Annotated in this window: 12 protein-coding genes; 4 read left to right on the top strand and 8 right to left on the bottom strand. The window is 39.1% G+C overall.

Annotated elements, in window-relative coordinates:
• Positions 1–9 precede the first annotated feature (9 nt).
• The 4 genes from JWR87_RS17390 to JWR87_RS17375 form a co-directional block, all read right to left on the bottom strand.
• Positions 10–654: a DUF502 domain-containing protein gene (locus JWR87_RS17390; protein ID WP_297822536.1), complete on the bottom strand. Its 645-nt coding sequence runs from the start codon at positions 652–654 to the stop codon at positions 10–12.
• Positions 655–864: 210 nt separating this feature from the next.
• Positions 865–1,920, bottom strand: a complete 1,056-nt coding sequence (gene galE, locus JWR87_RS17385; RefSeq protein WP_297822535.1) for a UDP-glucose 4-epimerase GalE — start codon at positions 1,918–1,920, stop codon at positions 865–867.
• 70 nt (positions 1,921–1,990) lie between these two features.
• Positions 1,991–3,004, bottom strand: coding sequence for an inorganic phosphate transporter (locus JWR87_RS17380; RefSeq protein ID WP_297822534.1), 1,014 nt, complete (start codon positions 3,002–3,004; stop codon positions 1,991–1,993).
• Positions 3,005–3,035: 31 nt separating this feature from the next.
• Complete coding sequence (locus JWR87_RS17375; protein WP_147204716.1) at positions 3,036–3,683, bottom strand: DUF47 family protein; 648 nt, start codon at positions 3,681–3,683, stop codon at positions 3,036–3,038.
• A 416-nt stretch (positions 3,684–4,099) separates the two neighbouring features.
• On the opposite strand from JWR87_RS17375, the gene JWR87_RS17370 reads away from it, so the two are divergent.
• Together JWR87_RS17370 and JWR87_RS17365 are read left to right on the top strand one after the other, a co-directional pair.
• Positions 4,100–6,919 carry a TonB-dependent receptor gene (locus JWR87_RS17370; RefSeq protein ID WP_297822529.1) on the top strand — a complete coding sequence of 940 codons (2,820 nt, stop codon included), beginning with the start codon at positions 4,100–4,102 and terminating at the stop codon, positions 6,917–6,919.
• Positions 6,920–7,227: 308 nt separating this feature from the next.
• Entirely contained in the window at positions 7,228–8,646 is a 1,419-nt protein-coding gene (locus tag JWR87_RS17365; RefSeq protein ID WP_297822527.1) for a hypothetical protein, read from the top strand.
• Positions 8,647–8,729: 83 nt separating this feature from the next.
• Here the strand turns inward: JWR87_RS17365 and ppk1 are convergent, their stop codons facing one another.
• A complete protein-coding gene (ppk1, locus tag JWR87_RS17360; protein ID WP_297822525.1) occupies positions 8,730–10,835 on the bottom strand; it encodes a polyphosphate kinase 1 in 2,106 nt (701 codons plus the stop codon).
• Positions 10,836–11,286: 451 nt separating this feature from the next.
• Between ppk1 and JWR87_RS17355 the strand changes: the two genes are divergently transcribed.
• Positions 11,287–13,998, top strand: a complete 2,712-nt coding sequence (locus JWR87_RS17355) for a bifunctional YncE family protein/alkaline phosphatase family protein (protein WP_297822523.1) — start codon at positions 11,287–11,289, stop codon at positions 13,996–13,998.
• A gap of 96 nt (positions 13,999–14,094) precedes the next feature.
• Here the strand turns inward: JWR87_RS17355 and JWR87_RS17350 are convergent, their stop codons facing one another.
• Positions 14,095–14,223: a hypothetical protein gene (locus JWR87_RS17350; protein WP_297822521.1), complete on the bottom strand. Its 129-nt coding sequence runs from the start codon at positions 14,221–14,223 to the stop codon at positions 14,095–14,097.
• A 190-nt stretch (positions 14,224–14,413) separates the two neighbouring features.
• On the opposite strand from JWR87_RS17350, the gene JWR87_RS17345 reads away from it, so the two are divergent.
• Positions 14,414–16,276, top strand: a complete 1,863-nt coding sequence (locus JWR87_RS17345; RefSeq protein WP_297822518.1) for a DNA polymerase III subunit gamma/tau — start codon at positions 14,414–14,416, stop codon at positions 16,274–16,276.
• A 121-nt stretch (positions 16,277–16,397) separates the two neighbouring features.
• On the opposite strand, the gene JWR87_RS17340 is transcribed toward JWR87_RS17345, so the two are convergent.
• Both JWR87_RS17340 and JWR87_RS17335 read right to left on the bottom strand, forming a co-directional pair.
• Complete coding sequence (locus JWR87_RS17340) at positions 16,398–17,474, bottom strand: adenylate/guanylate cyclase domain-containing protein (RefSeq protein ID WP_297822515.1); 1,077 nt, start codon at positions 17,472–17,474, stop codon at positions 16,398–16,400.
• 136 nt (positions 17,475–17,610) lie between these two features.
• Entirely contained in the window at positions 17,611–18,831 is a 1,221-nt protein-coding gene (locus JWR87_RS17335; protein WP_297822513.1) for a Pycsar system effector family protein, read from the bottom strand.

The following is an 18,831-nucleotide window of genomic DNA, read 5'->3' as shown; positions in this document are numbered from 1 at the left end:
TAAAGGGTTTTAATGAGTCAACTCTGCCACACCACCGCTTAAAGCAAACTTCATTGCTTCTGTAGAAGATACATCGTGCAATAATTTCACTTTTTCAATCGGAACAATATATACAATACCACTTACAGCATACGAGTGAGGCACGTACACAACCACATGATCTGCTAAACTTAGTTTTGCGCCACTTTCTTGTGTCATGAATCCTACTCTCCACACGTCAGGGGCGTCAACACTTACCAACACCGGTTTATCAAACTTTCTTTTTTCACCTGCAAACGCCTCCAGAAAATCTTTCACTGCAGTATAAATGAATTTAATACCTGGAGTTCTTTCTAAAAGATGGCCAAAAAAGTCGACTATCTTACCGACTATGTAAGAGGTAGAAACGTAACCTACAAGAATAATAATTACTGTAATAACCAGGAAACCAACTCCAGGTATTTTTTCAATATCTCCGTTTTCATCAGGCTTATAAAAAACAGGGAAAATAGAGTGAATAAAGTTTGGAAGGATATTATCAATATACATGAAAAGGGAGACTACGGCCCAGGCGGTTATAGTGATAGGTGCTAAAATGATTAATCCCTGGAAAAAGTAATTTAGTAGCTGTCTCCATCTAAACCTCAGCGGATCCTTTACATTATTGATATCCATATGCAACAAAGTAAATAGAAAATAACAAGAAAGCTGTGCTCAGTTACCAGGTAATAGTTACTGGTAAGCTGTACCGAGAGTATTTGCTTACTGGTATTAGTACGGCAAACAGAAATAATTAGAAAATCGTTTGAACACAGGGTAAGCTTTAAACTAAAAATGCACGAATATTATTACATCGTGCATTTTTAAAAAGATTGTTTTCAGTTACTAATTATACTGAAACTTCTGGGTTTTTATAATCTCTTCGTCCTGCTTCACTTTTACCTCCCATGCCCATGCGGTGCGCATCATTTCATTTAGATCATATTTTATCTCCCAACCTAAAGTAGTACGGGCGTAATTGTTATTTGCATAAATGGCAACCACGTCGCCAGGACGACGAGGGCCGACTGTATAATTCAATTTTTGTCCGCTCACTTCTTCAAAAGCTTTAATTGCTTCTAAAACTGTTACTCCGTTGCCTGTACCCAGGTTGAAGATGTCACAATTAGTTTTGTATTTATCACCAACCAGGTGTTGAATAGCTAAGGTATGGGCATGTGCAATATCCGAAACATGAATATAATCACGAATGTTACTGCCGTCGCGGGTTGGATAGTCAGTTCCGAAAACTGTTAGTTGAGGAATTTTTCCAATTGCTGCCTGAGTAATAGCAGGAACAAGGTTGGCGGGTTTCCCGATGGGAAGTTCGCCAATTAAAATAGAAGGGTGAGCACCAACAGGATTGAAATATCTAAGTAAAATTGCTTTTGTATCCGTTGCTTTTACCACGTTTGTTATAATCTCTTCACCCATTTGCTTGGTAGAACCATAAGGAGATTCCGCTTTTTTAATAGGAGATTCCTCAGTTACGGGAATTGTATCAGGGCTGCCATATACTGTACACGAAGAAGAAAAAACGAAGTGAGGAACACGAAATTCATCTACGCACTTCAACAGGTTAATTAACGAAAACAAATTATTTTCATAATACATCAACGGCTCTTCCACTGACTCTCCCACAGCCTTATAAGCAGCAAAGTGAATAATTCCAGAAATGTCTTCATTTTCCTGGAACACTGCCCTCGTGTCGTTGTAGTCCTTCAGATCTACTTTATAATTTTTTACTTTTTTGCCGGTTATCTTTTCTATTCCATCTAAAAGATAACGGGTGCTTCGCGACTGGTCATCTATAGATATTACGTCAAATCCATTTTCTATAAGGTCAACAATTGTATGCGAACCAATATAACCGCAGCCACCTGTAACCAGGATTTTTTTCATAAAATATGTATTAACAGTATTTACACATGCAAAATAAGTGTAAATACTGATTCTGCATGTGTGATTTTTATTATAGAAATGCTTTGATAAGATAGAAGATGAGGGCTGCAATAGTACCACTGATTGGTATCGTAAGAATCCAAGCCCATAAAAGGCTTACGGTTACACCCCAGCGTACGGCCGAAAGGCGTTTAGTTGCTCCAACGCCAATAATGGAACCAGTAATTGTATGCGTAGTGCTAACAGGTATTTTTAGATGCTCGGTTAAAAAAAGGGTAACTGCGCCTGCAGTCTCTGCCGCAACACCTTCGAGGGGAGTAACTTTTGTAATGCGGGTACCCATGGTTTTTACAATTTTCCAGCCACCACTCATGGTTCCTAAACCGATAAATACAAAGCAACTAAGCGGTACCCAGTCAGGAATACTTTTCAAGTCGGGGATATAGTTGCTCGCAACCATTGCAACACCAATAAGTCCCATCACTTTTTGTGCATCATTGCCGCCGTGCCCTATGCTAAAAGCAGCAGACGATACCAATTGCAAACGCTTAAACCATCGCTCCGCCTTGTAAGGGTTCGATCTTTTGCACAGTTGCACTATCAAAACTGTAATAAAAAAAGCCATGATCATACCTATTAACGGAGCAGCTACAATAAAAAAAATGGTAGGTAAAACTTTGCTGGCGTTTACGACACTGAAAGTATGGTAATGCGCAACAGCACCACCAATAAGACCACCTATCAATGCATGAGATGAACTGGAGGGAATACCGAACCACCATGTTATAAGGTTCCAGATAATAGCAGATAAAAGCCCCGCAAGAATTACATACAATGCCAATGGATCCCCTTTTTGTATGCTTACACTTTTGGCTATTGTGTCTGCAATACCAAACCCGCCAATAATATATTTTGAAATAAAAAATGCAGAGAAGTTAAAAAACGCCGCCCACAAAACAGCCTGGAAAGGCGTAAGAACCTTTGTAGAAACAATAGTGGCGATACTGTTTGCCGCGTCGTGAAACCCGTTAATAAAGTCGAAAATAAAAGCGAAAATGATTATAATAACCAGTAAAGAAATCATACAAAAATTTTGATGTGAGGGTAAGAACTAATTAAGCATATTTAACGATAATAGACTCAATTACATTCGCAGCATCCTCACACTTATCTGTAGCAAGTTCTAACACCTGGTATATTTCTCTTCTTTTAATAACCTCTTTAAAATCGTTTTCCTGGTTAAAAAGCTTCTCAATGCTCAAGTCAAAAATGTCGTCAGCCTGGTTCTCAATATCATTAACCCTTACCAACGCTTCAGTTATTTTTCTAAGGTTTTTCATATTGCGCAACTCTACAACCGCGCTTTGCACGTGTATCGTACCTTGTTCAATCAACTCAACCATTTTTTGAATGCCTGGATCATTTGGATTAACCCTATAAAAGATGATCTTTTTCGCCGAAGAATAAATATAGTCTGCAATATCATCTAAGGCAGAGGCAAGAGTATGAATGTCTTCTCTGTCAAAAGGAGTAATGAAATTGCGGCCCAATTCAGTAAACAATTTGTGAGTATGATCATCATTTAAGTGTTCCAGGTCTTCCAGCTTGCTCGAGAGGGAAGCCCTTTTATCAAAGTCAGGTTCATTAACCAGTTGCTTTAATACTCCACCCATGGTACGAACAGTTACAGCAACCTCTTCAAACAAATTGTAGAAGATGGTATTTTTTGGCATGAACAGTTTACCGATAGAATTTAATCCCATACATAAAAATTTAAGCAAAAATAGAGTTAAGGCATCTATCTACAACGCTTAACGATTACTTAATAATAAGATAATATTGAGTAAGATTTATAGTCTTATGAGTATAGTATTTTTCAAGTGCTGTTTGTTACCGGCTTTATAACTTCTTTCAACATCGTTGTGTCACTCACTTGTACAATTTGGTCTTGTAGCAGCTTTTAAACTCTCATCTAAAATTCGCCCTGGCAAAGTAGCATAACGAGCATCAACAAAACCGTGCTAACAGTACCTTTTTAAACCTGAAGTCTTTTTTAAAAACAAACAGAAATACCTCTTCTGTTAATACTATGGTAACATTTAGGTAACAGCGAATTAATATTGGGGTAATAGTACCATAACATAGCCCTGATACTTTTGCTGCAACCAAAGTAACTACCTTGAAAACTTATATTTTCTTTTTTACAACTGCACTCACACTCATCTCTTACTCAGTCTGTGCTCAGACCACGGCTAAGATCAATGGTAAAATAAGTAACATAAAAAACGAGCCTCTTTCCGGGGTGTCTGTTACTGTACAAGGTTTGTCAACCGGAACATCTACAGACGTAGAAGGCAATTTTGTACTATCTGTTCCAGCTTCCAAACTTTTAGCCATTCAGGTATCGGCTGTAGGGTATAAGGAAAAGATGGTTGCAGATATAATTGTAGTGGCAGGTAAAACTGAAGAGCTAAACATAATTCTGGAAGAGGCAAGTAAAAAGCTTGAAAATGTCGTAGTAAAATCTTCCGGAGCAAGAAGAGAATCGGTAAACGCATTAATCGCTTACCAAAAGAACACCAGTGCTGTTGCGCAGGTGATTTCTGCAGAGGCCATCAGAAGATCGCCAGACAAAAACACAGGAGAAATACTTAAGAGAATTCCGGGAACCTCTATACAGGAAGGTAAATATCTTGTTGTAAGAGGTTTAAGTGACCGCTATAACCAGGCAATGTTGAACGGGGTCTTATTAAGCAGTACCGAGCCTGACAGAAAGACTTTTTCATTTGATATTTTTCCTGCAGCAATGATTGATAATATGATTATCAATAAATCTTTTATTCCCGAATTAAGCGGCGAATGGGCTGGTGGTTTGGTGCAGGTAAATACTAAAGATGTTCCTTCAACCAATTTTCTGAATGTTCAAATAGGTACAGGTTTCAACACGCAAACAATAGGTAAAGACTTTTATACTTACCGTGGAGGAAAGCTGGATTGGTTAGGCGTTGATGATGGCACAAGAGGTTTGCCCACAGGCTTACCAACCAAATCTAAATTCAGTGATGCCGGATCAACGAAAGTTGAACAGAACGCCTTCGGAAAGCAATTTGAAAACATTTGGTCTGCAGAAAAGAACGCAACCAACATGATACCTGTTCTAAATAAATCATTCCAAGTGAGTGGTGGTTTTAATAAGAGACTGTCTGCCAACAATAAATTAGGGACAATATTTGCACTTACTTATAATCAGCAAAATAAGAGAACCGAGTTTCACAATACGCTCTACTCTTTCCAAAACAATCTTCCCAGTGTAAATTTCGACTACAATAACAATAAGTATAGCCGCGATGTTTTGTGGGGAGCGCTTGGAAATGTTACCCTTCAACTCGGAGGCAATCATAAGATATCGTTCAAAAACCTGGTCAATATAAATGCAACCGATTATGTAACTCATAGAACAGGTAAAGACTTTGAATTCAATTCTTCACTGGGCCAGAATATTAAGGCAACAGAGTTAGCGCTTAAATCAAATACATTTTTTAATACGCAATTATCTGGCGACCACAATTTTCCACGCTTGCAATCCAAATTGCACTGGTATGGAAGCTTCAACATTTTAGATCAATACATTCCGGACCAGCGCCGTTTGCAATACAACCAGGATCCGGAAACACCCGACGCAGCATACATTGCATTAATAGCAACATCAAAGACATCGCAGAAGTCAGGAAGCCGTTATTATGGATTTTTGAACGATTACATTTATAACACAGGTGCCGACGTGGCTACTTCTTTTAAATTGTTCGATCTAAATCAAACTATCAAAGCAGGTTACTTCTTCCAAATAAAAGACAGGTTGTTTGATTCAAGGCCTTTCGCCATCTATATTCCTAATGGAGAGAACCTTGCTTTACAAACCCTGCCCGAGCATAAAATTTTTAACCCAGAAAACTTTGGAAATGGAGCAGATGATAAGTTTTCATTTAACGAACTGGCAGGAGACAGGTTTAGGTATATAGCCAACACCATTCTTAATGCAGGCTTTCTTCAGTTTGATAACCAGGTTACTGATAAACTAAGAGTAACCTGGGGTGTGAGAGTAGAGGATTATGACCAGGTAATTGGCAGTTTAAAACAAAGTGATCCAAGGCATTTACATACCCGTACAACAGATTTTCTTCCAGGCTTTAACCTTACTTACAAAGTAACCAATAGCGCTAATATTCGTTTGTCAGGTTCACAAACTGTTATCCGTCCCGAGTTTAGGGAACTAAGTGATTTTCAGTTTTATGATTTTGAGTTGGGTGCAACGGTTGCAGGATATAGAAACCTGGTTCGTACAAAAGTGACCAACGCCGATTTGCGATATGAACTATATCCAAGAGCAGGCGAACTTTTTACGGTGGGTCTGTTTTATAAGTATTTTAAAAATCCTATTGAATCTTATTTTAACGCTGTTGCGGGCGGGGGTAGTTCTTATAACTTCCTTAATGCTGATAAAGCAAATGGCTTTGGCGCAGAACTAGAGCTTAGAAAAAAACTTGACTTCACTGAGGCCCTGCGCAACTTCACTTTTCAAACCAATCTTTCTTACATATACAACAGGGTAGAAAGCCAGACTGCACAAATAAGGCGGCCGATGCAAGGTCAAAGTCCTTATGTATTTAATGCTTCACTTCAATATGATATTGAAAAACTGGGATTGAATACTACACTTCTATATAATCAGATTGGTGACAGAATATTATATGTTGGTGGCGATAACACTCCACCCATTTGGGAAGCCTCACGTCCTTTAATTGATTTTCAGATAGCAAAGAAAATAATGAAGAATAAAGGCGAATTAAAGCTGAACACTTCTGACATTTTGAACCGGGCAACCAACTACTATGTAGACCTGAACCAAAACAGTAAGTACGATAAAGGCCGGGATGCTTTAGCCATCAGGAGAAAGTTTGGTACAAACGTTAGCTTTTCATTTGCCTATAATATACGGTAGAAGCGCGGGCGCTAAAGGGCCCTGTTGTTTGGTTACGGTATGTAGAAAGAAAGAAGTAGGCCGGCATTGCGAGGAACAAAGCAATGTGCTCGCCTACATAGAAAGGTCTTTTGTTTTCTACAGGCAGATTGCTTCGTTGTTCCTCCTCGCAATGACGCCTGCCAATGCTTAACTAAATGACAATCCTTAAAGGGAGAAGGGAAAAGCATTACAGTACAAGTGTGCGACGCAACAAAAGTTTAATGGGTGTTCAAAAGCCGGATACCAAAAAATAATTATCAAAAAAAAACTTAAAGTAAAATAAACACATGAAAAAGTTGTTCATTCTTTTTATCGCAGCAGGCGTTGCAATAAGCAGCTGTCGTAAAATAGAGGTTGACGGACCGACAACGGTTATAACAGATTCGAATGGGAGCAGTAATACCAACGAGAATGTTATTCTTGAGGGTAGAGTTACAGCAAGCAGAACCTTAAAGGCACAGTACACTTATAAGCTTCGGGGCCTTGTATATGTAACAAACGGGGCAGTCTTAACCATTGAGCCAGGCACTAAAATAGTAGGCGAAACGGGTAAAAACGGTGGACTGATTGTAACAAGAAGCTCGAAGATAATAGCGGATGGTACTGCTGATAAACCAATTATTTTTACATCAGAAGCAGCTACACCACAACGTGGAGACTGGGCAGGATTGGTGATTTTGGGGAATGCACCTACAAACGCATCATTTAACGGCGTGCAGGGCGTAGGGGAAATTGAAGGTGGAATTAATAACAGTGATGGTTTAGGTCTTTACGGTACACCCACCACACAACAACAAAACCCTGCTGATAATAGCGGTATTTTAAGGTATGTAAGAATTGAATATGCGGGCTATGCATTTTTGCCTGATAAAGAAATTAACGGTTTAACTCTTGGAGGAGTAGGCAACCAAACTGTTGTTGACTATGTACAGGTTTCTTATGCAAACGATGATTCTTTTGAGTGGTTTGGAGGAACTGTAAATTGTAAACACCTTATTTCTTTCCGCACGTTAGATGATGATTTTGATACTGATAACGGTTTTGCAGGTAAGGTGCAGTTTGGTATTGCTTTAAGAGATCCGGCTATTGCAGATATATCGAAAAGCGAGGCGTTTGAAAGCGACAATGATGCAAACGGAAGTGCATTGCTTCCACAAACAGCAGCAGTATTTAGTAACATGACAGTGCTAGGGCCGAGGGCTACGTCTACAACAACGGGTAATAGTTTGTATTTGGCAGGCGCACAAATTCGCAGAAACTCTTCCCTTTCAATTTTCAATTCAATTATTGCAGGGTGGCCTCAAGGTATTGTAATTGACGCATCTAAGGGAGTACCTACTGACCTGAATATTACATCTGCAACACCTTCTTTGCTGATGCAAAACAACATTGTTGCTGGTTGCCCTCAACCGCTTGTTTATGCCGCAAGCTCAACAGCCGCAACTGGTGCTACTACAGCTTCTGTTTTTGCCTGGTTTAATACTGGAGCCTATTCAAACACCGTCTTAACTAATAATGAAGAAGCTGGACTAACAGCTCCGTTTAATTACACGTCACCTGATTTTAATCCGACAGCGAATTCTGTAGCTAGAGCAGGTGCAGTTTATACCAGCGGAAAACTTTCAGGGTTAACGGAGGTTAATTACAAAGGCGCTTGTGGGCCTGGTGATAGCTGGTGGAAGGGATGGACGAAGTATAGCTTGTAATATTTGGCAAAACATCAAAAAAGCTATCGTTATTGGCGATAGCTTTTTTGATGTTTGCCATAAAACCTATCATGAAAAAATCTTTAAATTAAGGTAGTTGCGGCATGCGGTTCTGGAATGGTGTCTTGAATATGAAGCGTCTTTTGCTGCAGGTAATTGAAGATTTCGATTTGCGACCTTACCTTATGATGTTCATCTTTTTCGACATAATTGTTAGAAAGTTCGCGATCGAGCAACCGGGCTTTTATATTGTCTTGTAACTGGATGTTTATAATGTCTTTCAATTCGGTAACGATATCTTTATTTGTGACCTGAATAGCAGCCTCTATACGATGGTCAAGGTTTCTTACCATCCAGTCGGCTGAAGAGATAAAAACTTTTTCTTTGCCATCATTGTGAAAAATCAGGACGCGGGCATGCTCAAGATATTCGTCAACAATACTGATGGCACTGATTGGTTTTTTAAATTTTGAATTTTCAACAACGGCGCAAAAGATCCCTCTTACTACCATTTTTACTACCACACCTGCCTGCGCTGCCTCGTACAGCTTTTCTATTAGGTCCGCATCACTCAGCGAGTTCAATTTTAAAGTAATACAAGCATCTTTTTTTGCTTTTGCATTCTTAATCTCCTTATTTATTAATTGCGTTAACTCATGCCGCATGCTAGTGGGGCAAACTAATAATGTTTGGCAGAGCTTTAAAGATTCGAAGCTTGATTTGGGATTTTCGAGAAAATTAAAAATCCGGTTAATATCGGTCATAACATTCCGGTTGCTTGTAAGCAAGCAATGGTCGCCATACACCTTTGCCGTTGATTCGTTTAAATTGCCGGTACTTACAAATCCGTACTGAATAACCTGGTCTGCCACCCGTTTCCTGATCATGCAAATTTTTGCATGCACCTTCATATTGTCTACTCCAATCAATACTTTTACGCCTTCTTCTTCCAGTTTTTCTTTCCAGATAAGGTTTGCTTCTTCATCGAAACGTGCTCTTAATTCAAGCATTACAACAACTTCTTTTCCATTACGCACCGCATTTATCAATGCATTTATAATTTTAGAATTAGGGGCAAGGCGATATAAAGTTATTTTTATAACAGTTACATAGGGATCTATTGCGGCCTCCCTTAACAGATCAATAACTGAATTGAAAGAATGATATGGAAAATTAAGCAGTACATCTTTTTCAAGTATTACGTCTGTAACCCGAAGCGAGTGAGAAAGGTCAGGATGCATGAAAGAACCCCTGCGATGATTTTCTGAATTAAATACATCAGGAAAATCCATAAAGTGCTTAAAGTTGTGAATACGAGCGCCGGGAATGATATTGTCTTTTCTTGAAAGGTTTAATTTCCTGATCAGGTATTCCAACAAACCGGCATCCATTTCTTTGTCATATACAAAACGCACCGTTTTTCCTTTGCGGCGATTTTTTATGCCTTTTTCTATTTTTTGGATAAGCGATGTTGAAATGTCGCTATCTATATCAATTTCTGCGTCTTTGGTTACTTTAAAAATATGTGACTCAAAATGATCGAATCCGAAGTAAGAAAATATGGAAGGCAGGTTAAAGCGAATAACGTCTTCAAGTAGAATAATATTTTGCTCTCCATTTGTGGCAGGCAGTAAAACAAATCGTCCTAAAGTCCGGGTTGGTATTTCTATCAGCGCGTACTTTTGTTCATAGGCACTATTTACCTTTCTCATGATTACCGCCAGGTAAATTGATTTTTCCCGCAGGTAAGGAAATTGCGGAATGCTTTCTACCAACAGCGGTATTACGTTACTTCTTACTTCTTCTTCAAAATATTTTCTTACAAATTTGCTCTGCTCCTCATTTAATTGTTTTTCGTTTAGAAGGTAGATTTTCTCATGTTCAAGTTCAACCAGTATATCCTCCCAAATTCGGTTAAATTCATTCTGCTGTTGCAAAACGGTCATTTGAATATCATCCAAAATCTTCTGAGGATCCTCTTCAAGGTGCATATTCTTCTTTCCGATCTGCGTCATCCGTTTTAAAGTAGCTACCCGTACCCTAAAAAACTCATCGAGATTATTTGAAAAAATGCCAAGGAAACGGATCCTTGCTTTTAATGGAACACTTGGGTCATTTGCCTCTTGCAGCACTCGTGCATTAAAACTTAACCAGCTAATATCTCTTGGAATGAATTTGTTTTTACTCATGATAATTAATCTTCTATCTAACGGTCTGACTTATCAATAAATTTGATCTGTTATTTTTATTTGGTTTTTTTCCATCTGAAACATTTGTGCCATTACGGAAAGTGTGAAGGTAAAAGTTTGCGAAAATTGTTTTAGACTGGTGGTTTTGAGATTAATCTGGTTAGTCATATTCTGATTTCCTTTACAACTTACCGACTGTTGCATAATCCCGTTTTATGGATATATGAAAAATAGCATTTAAACGGGGAAAGACAAAATGTACAATTCGAAGTTTTCTCTCTTTACTATGACGACTAATAATACGTTGCGTTGAGATACTTTTACCGGACGTTGTCATTATGTAAAAAAGCCGGCCTTGCAGCCTTGCAAATTTTTGAGAAGAAGCACTACTTCTGGAAATGTTTGTAAGAATGGCTTCTTTTTCCAATTAAATACTTCTTTTGTAAAACTTATGAATACTGCCGCAAAAGGTTTCTTTCTGATCTTTCTAATCTCACTTGCATTTCAAACTCCTGCCCAAAGGCTCCTGAAGATTTTAACTGTGCCCGGCAAGGATGCGTACACAAACATTAATAAAAATGGAAAAACCGTTTTACCAAGCGGCAGACTTGTTACTCCCGCTGGTCAAACTATTCAGATAACTCACGATCCTTTTGGTATGGCCATTTCTCCTGACGGAACAAAAACGATCACGCTGCATAATGGTGTATTTACAATAATCAATAACAGCACGTTAAATAAAATACGGGTGCCTTCATATGATAAAACTATTGCGTCACCTTTTTCTAACGGGTCTTTTTTAGGAGTTGCATTTTCGCCCGATTCTAAAACTGTTTATTTAAGTGGTGGCGATAACGGATCGGTACTTATATATGACGTAGAAAAATTCAGGCGAGTTGATTCCATTTCATTAAATGGGAGTATAGAAGGGGTTGAGTATGGCGACAGCTTTACCTCTGATCTCTTGCTGAACAATATCAATCATGAACTATTGGTGCTCGACAGAGGCAATTTCAGACTGGTTCGTATTGATATTCATACAAAAAAAATAACCGCATCTATAAAAACCGGCCGTCAACCTTTTGGACTCGCAATTAGCCCTGATTATAAAACAGCGTTTGTAGCCAACGTGGGTGTTTATGATTATCCTTTATTAACTGGGCTTACTCCGAAAAATAAAGACAGCCTGTCCTTGCCATTTCATCCTTATGGCGATAATACTAAAGAGGCAATCGAAGGCTATGAATATAAGGGAAGGAAAGTGCCTGGTGTCGGAAGTCCATTAGCTCCTGAAGCAATGAGTGTGTATACAATTGATTTAGTAACTAACAAAGTGATTGATAAATTTAAGCCGGGCCACCAGGTAGGCCAAATGGTGGAAGGTGCAGAAGTGGTGGGCGGCGCAAGCCCCAATTCGATAGTTGTCGGCAGCAGGTATGCTTATGTAAGCAACGCAACCAATGATAATATTTCGGTTATTGATTATCGCAACCATAGAATCATTGGTCATATTCCGATTAAGGTAGATCCTTTGATTGATCGTTACCGGGGCTTGTTACCTTTTGGAATATGTTTGAGCAAAGATGAAAAAACGTTGTACGTAGCGCTATTAGGATTTAATGCGGTTGCAGTTATTGATGTTGAAAAGAAAATTACGAGAGGGTTAATTCCGACGGGATGGGGGCCGGCACGGGTGCAACTAAGTAACGATGAGAAGGAATTGTACGTGATTACTTGTCGAGGTTATGGAGCCGGTCCAAATGGGGGTAAAGGTTTCGTAGAACCTGAACAGGGAACTTATATTGGAGATATTCAACTCGGTACTTTTCATAAAATACCAGTTCCCGATGTAAAGCAGCTAAGTGCATATACCAAGCAATGCATCGATAATACTTTTATTGAAACAGCGGCAAGGGATGACATGAAAAATCCGGTTCCTCTGTTACCCGGATTAAGAAGCAGCCCGATTAAGCACATCGTTTACATTACTAAGGAAAACAGGACATATGATGAAGTGATGGGTCAATTAAACACGGGTAAAGGCGATTCGAGTTTGGCCCGTTTTGGCGTGCGTGTAAATATTAGTGATACAAGCGGAGACCTAAAGAACGTCGATGTCTCTCCAAATCATTTAAAAGTAGCAAGTGAGTTTGCTTTTGCAGACAATTTTTACTGTGATAGCGATGCCTCCATTCATGGGCACCACTGGATGATGGGCGTAATACCGAATGAATGGGTAGAAACCAATTCAAGCGTAGATAAAAGGGCGAAAATATTTTCAAAAGCTTCAGGCAGAAGATTTCCCGGATCTACAGGCAGTATCGACCCGGAAGATTATGCAGAAAGAGGTGGTTTGTGGGAAGCTTTGGATAGAAAGAAAGTATCTTTTTACAATTTTGGTGAAGCGAATGAAACAGCTCATGTACGTGAAGAATGGACGGACACCGCCACGGGCGCAGCACATGCGGTAATGGTTCCGATGCAAAAAGCGCTGTGGAGCAGGACCAGCCACGATTATGCCGGTTATAATACAAATATTCCCGACCAGTTCAGGATGGAACAGTTTGAAAGGAACTTTAAAAAGATGTGGTTAACAGGCAAAAGTAAAATGCCTCAATTGGTAACCATGCAGGTTCCTAACGATCATACTGCCAGTCCGAGACCTGCAGATGGATATCCTTATCGTCATTCTTTTGTGGCCGATAACGACCTGGCAGTTGGCAGAATTTTACATTTTCTTTCCCGCACACCTTACTGGAAAAATATGCTGGTAATTATTACCGAAGATGATCCGCAAGGGGGAGTAGATCACATAGATGCCCATAGAAGTATCCTTATGATGGCAGGTCCTTATGTAAAGCGGGGTTATACATCGCATACTCACTCGAACTTTGGCTCCATTTTAAAAACTATTTATAATATTTTAAATGTTCCTTACGTAAATCAGTATGATGCTACTGCTTCAGGCTTGCAAGACTTTTTTACAGGTAAGCCTGATTATACTCCATATAATTTAGTCATGCCTTCTAAAAAAGTATTTGATCCCACCAATGCGATGAAGCGTTATAACCGGGATATTGACTGGCGAAAGATTATAAAAGGCCCCGAAATGGATGATGAAGATGACCAGCGCAAAGACCATTATGACAGCAAACGGCAGTGACGATGGAACACCGATGGCGGATTTGGGGGTATGGTTTGAACACGGATGACATGGATTTAAACGGATTTGCCGGATAAAAGGATTTGGAACAAATGGCTACTTCTTAATTAGCAGCATCTCTTTTGGCTGCCCGTTCTTAGTCGCTGCTACAACGAACAAACTTTCAACGGCAACCGGGGGCTCTTTAAAAATAGTTTCGCCACCTAAAATGTTTGCTGTCAACATACAATTTGCTGTGTTGCGGTTTTTGTTGCGGTCGAAGTGTGCGACGCAACAAAAGCATGGTACTATTTTACCGCCCGCTACCAAAAAAATTAATAACAGTACAGACTCTTTGGTGTGAATAATGAAGGTGCAATCCTTTAGCAAAGTTTGTTAATTTGCACTTCAACCCGTTTTTGAGAGAGAGAAAATTATGGAAAAATTTATCGTTTCAGCGCGAAAATACAGGCCTCAAAACTTTAATACGGTGGTGGGGCAAAGCCATATTACCACTACCTTAAAAAATGCTATTCGCAATCATCAACTGGCTCATGCCTTTTTATTTTGTGGTCCGCGGGGAGTAGGTAAAACAACTTGTGCCCGTATTTTAGCTAAAACAATTAATTGTGAAAACATACAACCAGATGGTGAAGCATGTAACGTTTGCCATAGTTGTGTTTCGTTTAATGAAGGAACTTCCCTTAATATTCACGAGCTCGATGCAGCCAGCAATAACTCTGTAGAAGACATTCGCGCACTGGTTGAGCAGGTTAGGTTTGCACCTCAGGCGGGTAAATACAAGATCTACATTGTAGATGAGGTACACATGCTTAGTACAAGTGCTTTTAATGCATTTTTGAAAACATTAGAAGAACCGCCTTCTTATGCCATTTTTATATTAGCTACTACCGAAAAGCACAAGATACTTCCTACCATTTTAAGCCGTTGCCAGATCTTCGATTTCAAGCGTATCACCAACAACGACACGGTTGAGCATTTGCAGGAAATTGCCGGAAAAGAAGATATTCATTCAGAAAAGGCTGCCTTGCAATTGATCGCTCAAAAAAGCGAAGGTTGTATGAGAGACTCGCTTAGTATACTTGACAAGATTGTAAGTTTTACAAATGGAGATGTCACTTACCAAAATACATTAGAGCATCTGAACATACTGGACCACGATTATTATTTCAAAATGCTCGATACCCAGATTAACCAGGATATGGCCGGGTCGATGTTGCTTTACGACGAGATAAACCGCAAAGGGTTTGAAGGAGATTTGGTATTAAACGGCTATGCAGAATTTATTCGCAATGTGCTGGTTTGTCAAAATCCCAGAGCTGCGTCTTTGCTTGATGTGGTAGAAGGTCTTCAGCCAAAATATATAGAAACAGCTAAAAAGGTCAGTCCTGCTTACCTTATAAGTGCGCTAAACATTTTGAACGAAGCGGAGATTAATTACAAGATGGCCCGAAACAAGAGGCTGCATGTAGAAATGACCATGATAAAGCTTACTTTTTTGCAGCAAGCAATAGAATTGTCTTTCGATAATCAAACGGCTTCGCTTGTAAAAAAAAAGCGGGTTAATGGCCCGGTAGCAGTAAGATTTGAACCGTTGCAATCGTTGCAAATAAAGTCTGCACCTGCTGTTCCATCAAATGCTACGTCAGCCAAACTATATATTGAGTCAAAGCTACCTTCTGCTACTGTGGCTGAACCAAAGGTTGTTGCTTTAAAGCCTGCACCTGTTGCAGCGCCGTTGTCAATGTTGCAAACTGCTACAGATACCTTAACTGAAACAGCGGTTAAGACAGCACCGGTTAAACCAAAAGAGCCTGCCACTGCAAAAAAGTCTCTTCTTCAAAGTCTTCGTGATAAACATATCACCAATAAAACTGCTGAGAATATAGAGGAAGCAGTTCCGGTAACGGAAGAAAACCTGAAAGAACATTGGAAATGCTTTACCGATAAATTAAAGCAACAGTTAAAACACTCAGTCGTCACTGTTTTTAATAATGCCGAGCTACAAGTGGTAAATGAGCAGCATTTTTCTATTACTGTTTCAGCCAGCCTTGAGCAGAAATTTATTGAACAGGAGAAAGTGCCTTTGCTTGAGTATTTAAAAAGTTGTTTCAAAAACCGAAACGTAGGTTTTACCATACGTATAATCGAACAGCCAAAAGAGATTGTAATTTCTGAAGCAACTTTAACTACCCGCGAAAAGTATCAGCGGGTTATCGAGCAATACCCAATGATTAAGGAATTAAAAGACCGCCTGAAATTAGAGCTGGATTATTGATTTTCTTAACCAACGGTGTTCGTTGTAGCAGCATTGTTGTGTCACTCACTTGTACTTTTATACTTAAGGCAGCTTTTTATATTATTTGCACCAGGCTAATAAAGCAGGAGGATCTTCAAATTTAGATTTTCAGCGAAAACAATTCAATTCCGTGGTTTTTTCCTTTCAATTCAACTATACCCAGGCTCTCGGTTTGCCAGTCCTTTAAATCAACATTTTCTCTAAAGTCAAGTGACACAATGTATTTCTGGTTCAATTCGCTGCATGCACTTCGTATACGGGCTGTTGTATTCATCGTATCACCACTCATAGCGATGTCCTTTTTTATCACACCTATTTCTCCAACCGTTACATCACCTAAATGAATTCCAACCCTAAACTCTGGGATCAGTCCATACCTTCTACGAAAATGTTCCCCTCGCTTCTGCAAATTTTTTCTTGCTTCAATTAAAGCATCCATACACTTCCGGGTATTCTTTTTTTCAAAAAGCCACGAGACCACTACTTCATCACCTACATATTGATAAATACTGCCACCATGTTCTATTAGTGCATTTGAAATTTGGTAAATGAACTCCCTTATAAATTTAAAATACTGCTGGTGACCCAATTTTTCAGCTATCGGGGTCGAGTCTTTTAGATCGATGAACATTACAATCCTTCTTTCTATTTTGGGCTCCAGATACTTTCCTAAAAGAATATCCATAAAAACCCCGGGCGCATACTTCTCGTTTACCTCTATTATTAATTGTGTAAATACGAAAAGAGCCATCCAATATATTATTTTTTGAGTAAGCCATAAAGGATGAAACGCATCTTGTCCGTAGCGTTGCAATGCTTCACCAACGCTTAAATGAAGAATGAAAATAATGTTTGCTGCGTGGATGAGATAGTTAACAATAAATGCGGCAATAAATAAAATACCACTTCGAAAAACAAAACTTACGGCGAGAGAACGATTTCTGAAAAGCCTTTTTAATTTAAAGACTAACACGTACCCTATAACAAGGCTCATGCAAAAAATAAGAACACTTCGAAGTAAGATGGCAGAGGCAAAGCTATAATAGGCCGGTTCGGGCCTGGTAAGAACGATTATAAAATCAACCACCGTCCAGAAAACAGACATGTAGAATATAAGTGAGAACCTATACCTGCTTACAAAGCTAAAAGCGAATAATTTCTTCAGTGGCGACTTCATATTTTCTTTTGAAAACATTCACAGAAAGAAAAAACTCGCTGCATCTTTAAATATTGGATGGAAAAGTTAAGTAACATTTTTGTTGGAATTGAGTTTTTAAAAGGAAAAGAAAAATGAGGGCAACCTGGTAACAGCTTTATAGCGGGGACCCTTGCGGAAGAGTTATTGAACTGCCGCTGCTACTCATCATAACTGCAATGGCAAAGGCAATCACTGAAATTATTATTCCAAACATAAAGATGTTGTAGGCCCACCTGATGAGTCTGTATTTACGCGCAAGTACTACGCCTAGCTGGTAAATATCTTTAATAAGGGAGCCATACAAATACTCCGAGTCAACCATCATCTTCGACATTGCTTTTTCATACTCCTCCTGGGTGCATTTATAAAAATTACCAAAGAAGAGAAGGTTGGTTTTTTTAGTATCAATATCCTGCTCACTAAACCTTCCTGCGCTTACTTTAGGGCGGGTAGCTAAAATGGCTACAACAATAGTGCATACTGACGATGATAGAAAAATAATGGTGGGAACGGTTAAATAAGTATCCTCCTGCAACCTTCGCATCAGCACAGATAAAATTACGGAGATGATAATGGCATTTACAGATATAAGAATGTTGGCCTTTCCGTCTGCCATGTCACTCAACTTCATGTGATTTTCCGAGGTAAGACGAAGCATTGTTTGGATACCTTTTGTAGTAAGGTTATTAGCAGCCTTTACAGATTGCCTGTCGCCAAGAAGAGTGGCCGCTTCGTCTGGTTCCTGTTCGATATTTTTCTTTAACTTTTTGATATTTTTCTTTTTTCTGTCGTTAAGCAGTTCCCTGCAATATGTGGTGTAATAGCGATGGTTTTCCAACATTTTCACCGTTTGCCTGTCCCAGTCCTTCTTGCTTATAGGTCCATTGCGAGCAGTAAATTCATCATGCACCTGCTTATTGGTAATATCAATTTCTTTTGTTCCAAAGTGATAGGAGTCGGCATCAACTAATATTTGTTGTAACAGATTTGCTGGCTTTGCCGATGGTTTTGTTGCTAATATTACCTCTTCAATACTTTTTATAATATCGTTATCGTTGATAAGCGTTTGGTTAAAATCGCTCATTACCTGTACACTCTTCTCTTCATGCAAAGCTACTTCATCAAACAAGTAGCCAGTATCGTGAAACCATGCAGCTACAAAAAGAACAAGTAAATCATTTTCAATCAGGTGGTAATGTGCTGAAATTTCTTTGGTTCTGGCTACTACTTTAATCGTGTGCTGTAAATTGTGGTAAGTTAGGTTTGGGTTCGCCATTCGCTCAAAAAGATCTGTGACATAGGCTTCTACTTTCTTATAGATTGAAGTGTAATCCAT

The organism is Segetibacter sp. (assembly GCF_025963695.1).
GTDB lineage: Bacteria > Bacteroidota > Bacteroidia > Chitinophagales > Chitinophagaceae > Segetibacter.
The sequence above is the reverse complement of the archived record's forward strand: the minus strand, read 5'-3'. Positions and strand labels throughout refer to the sequence as shown.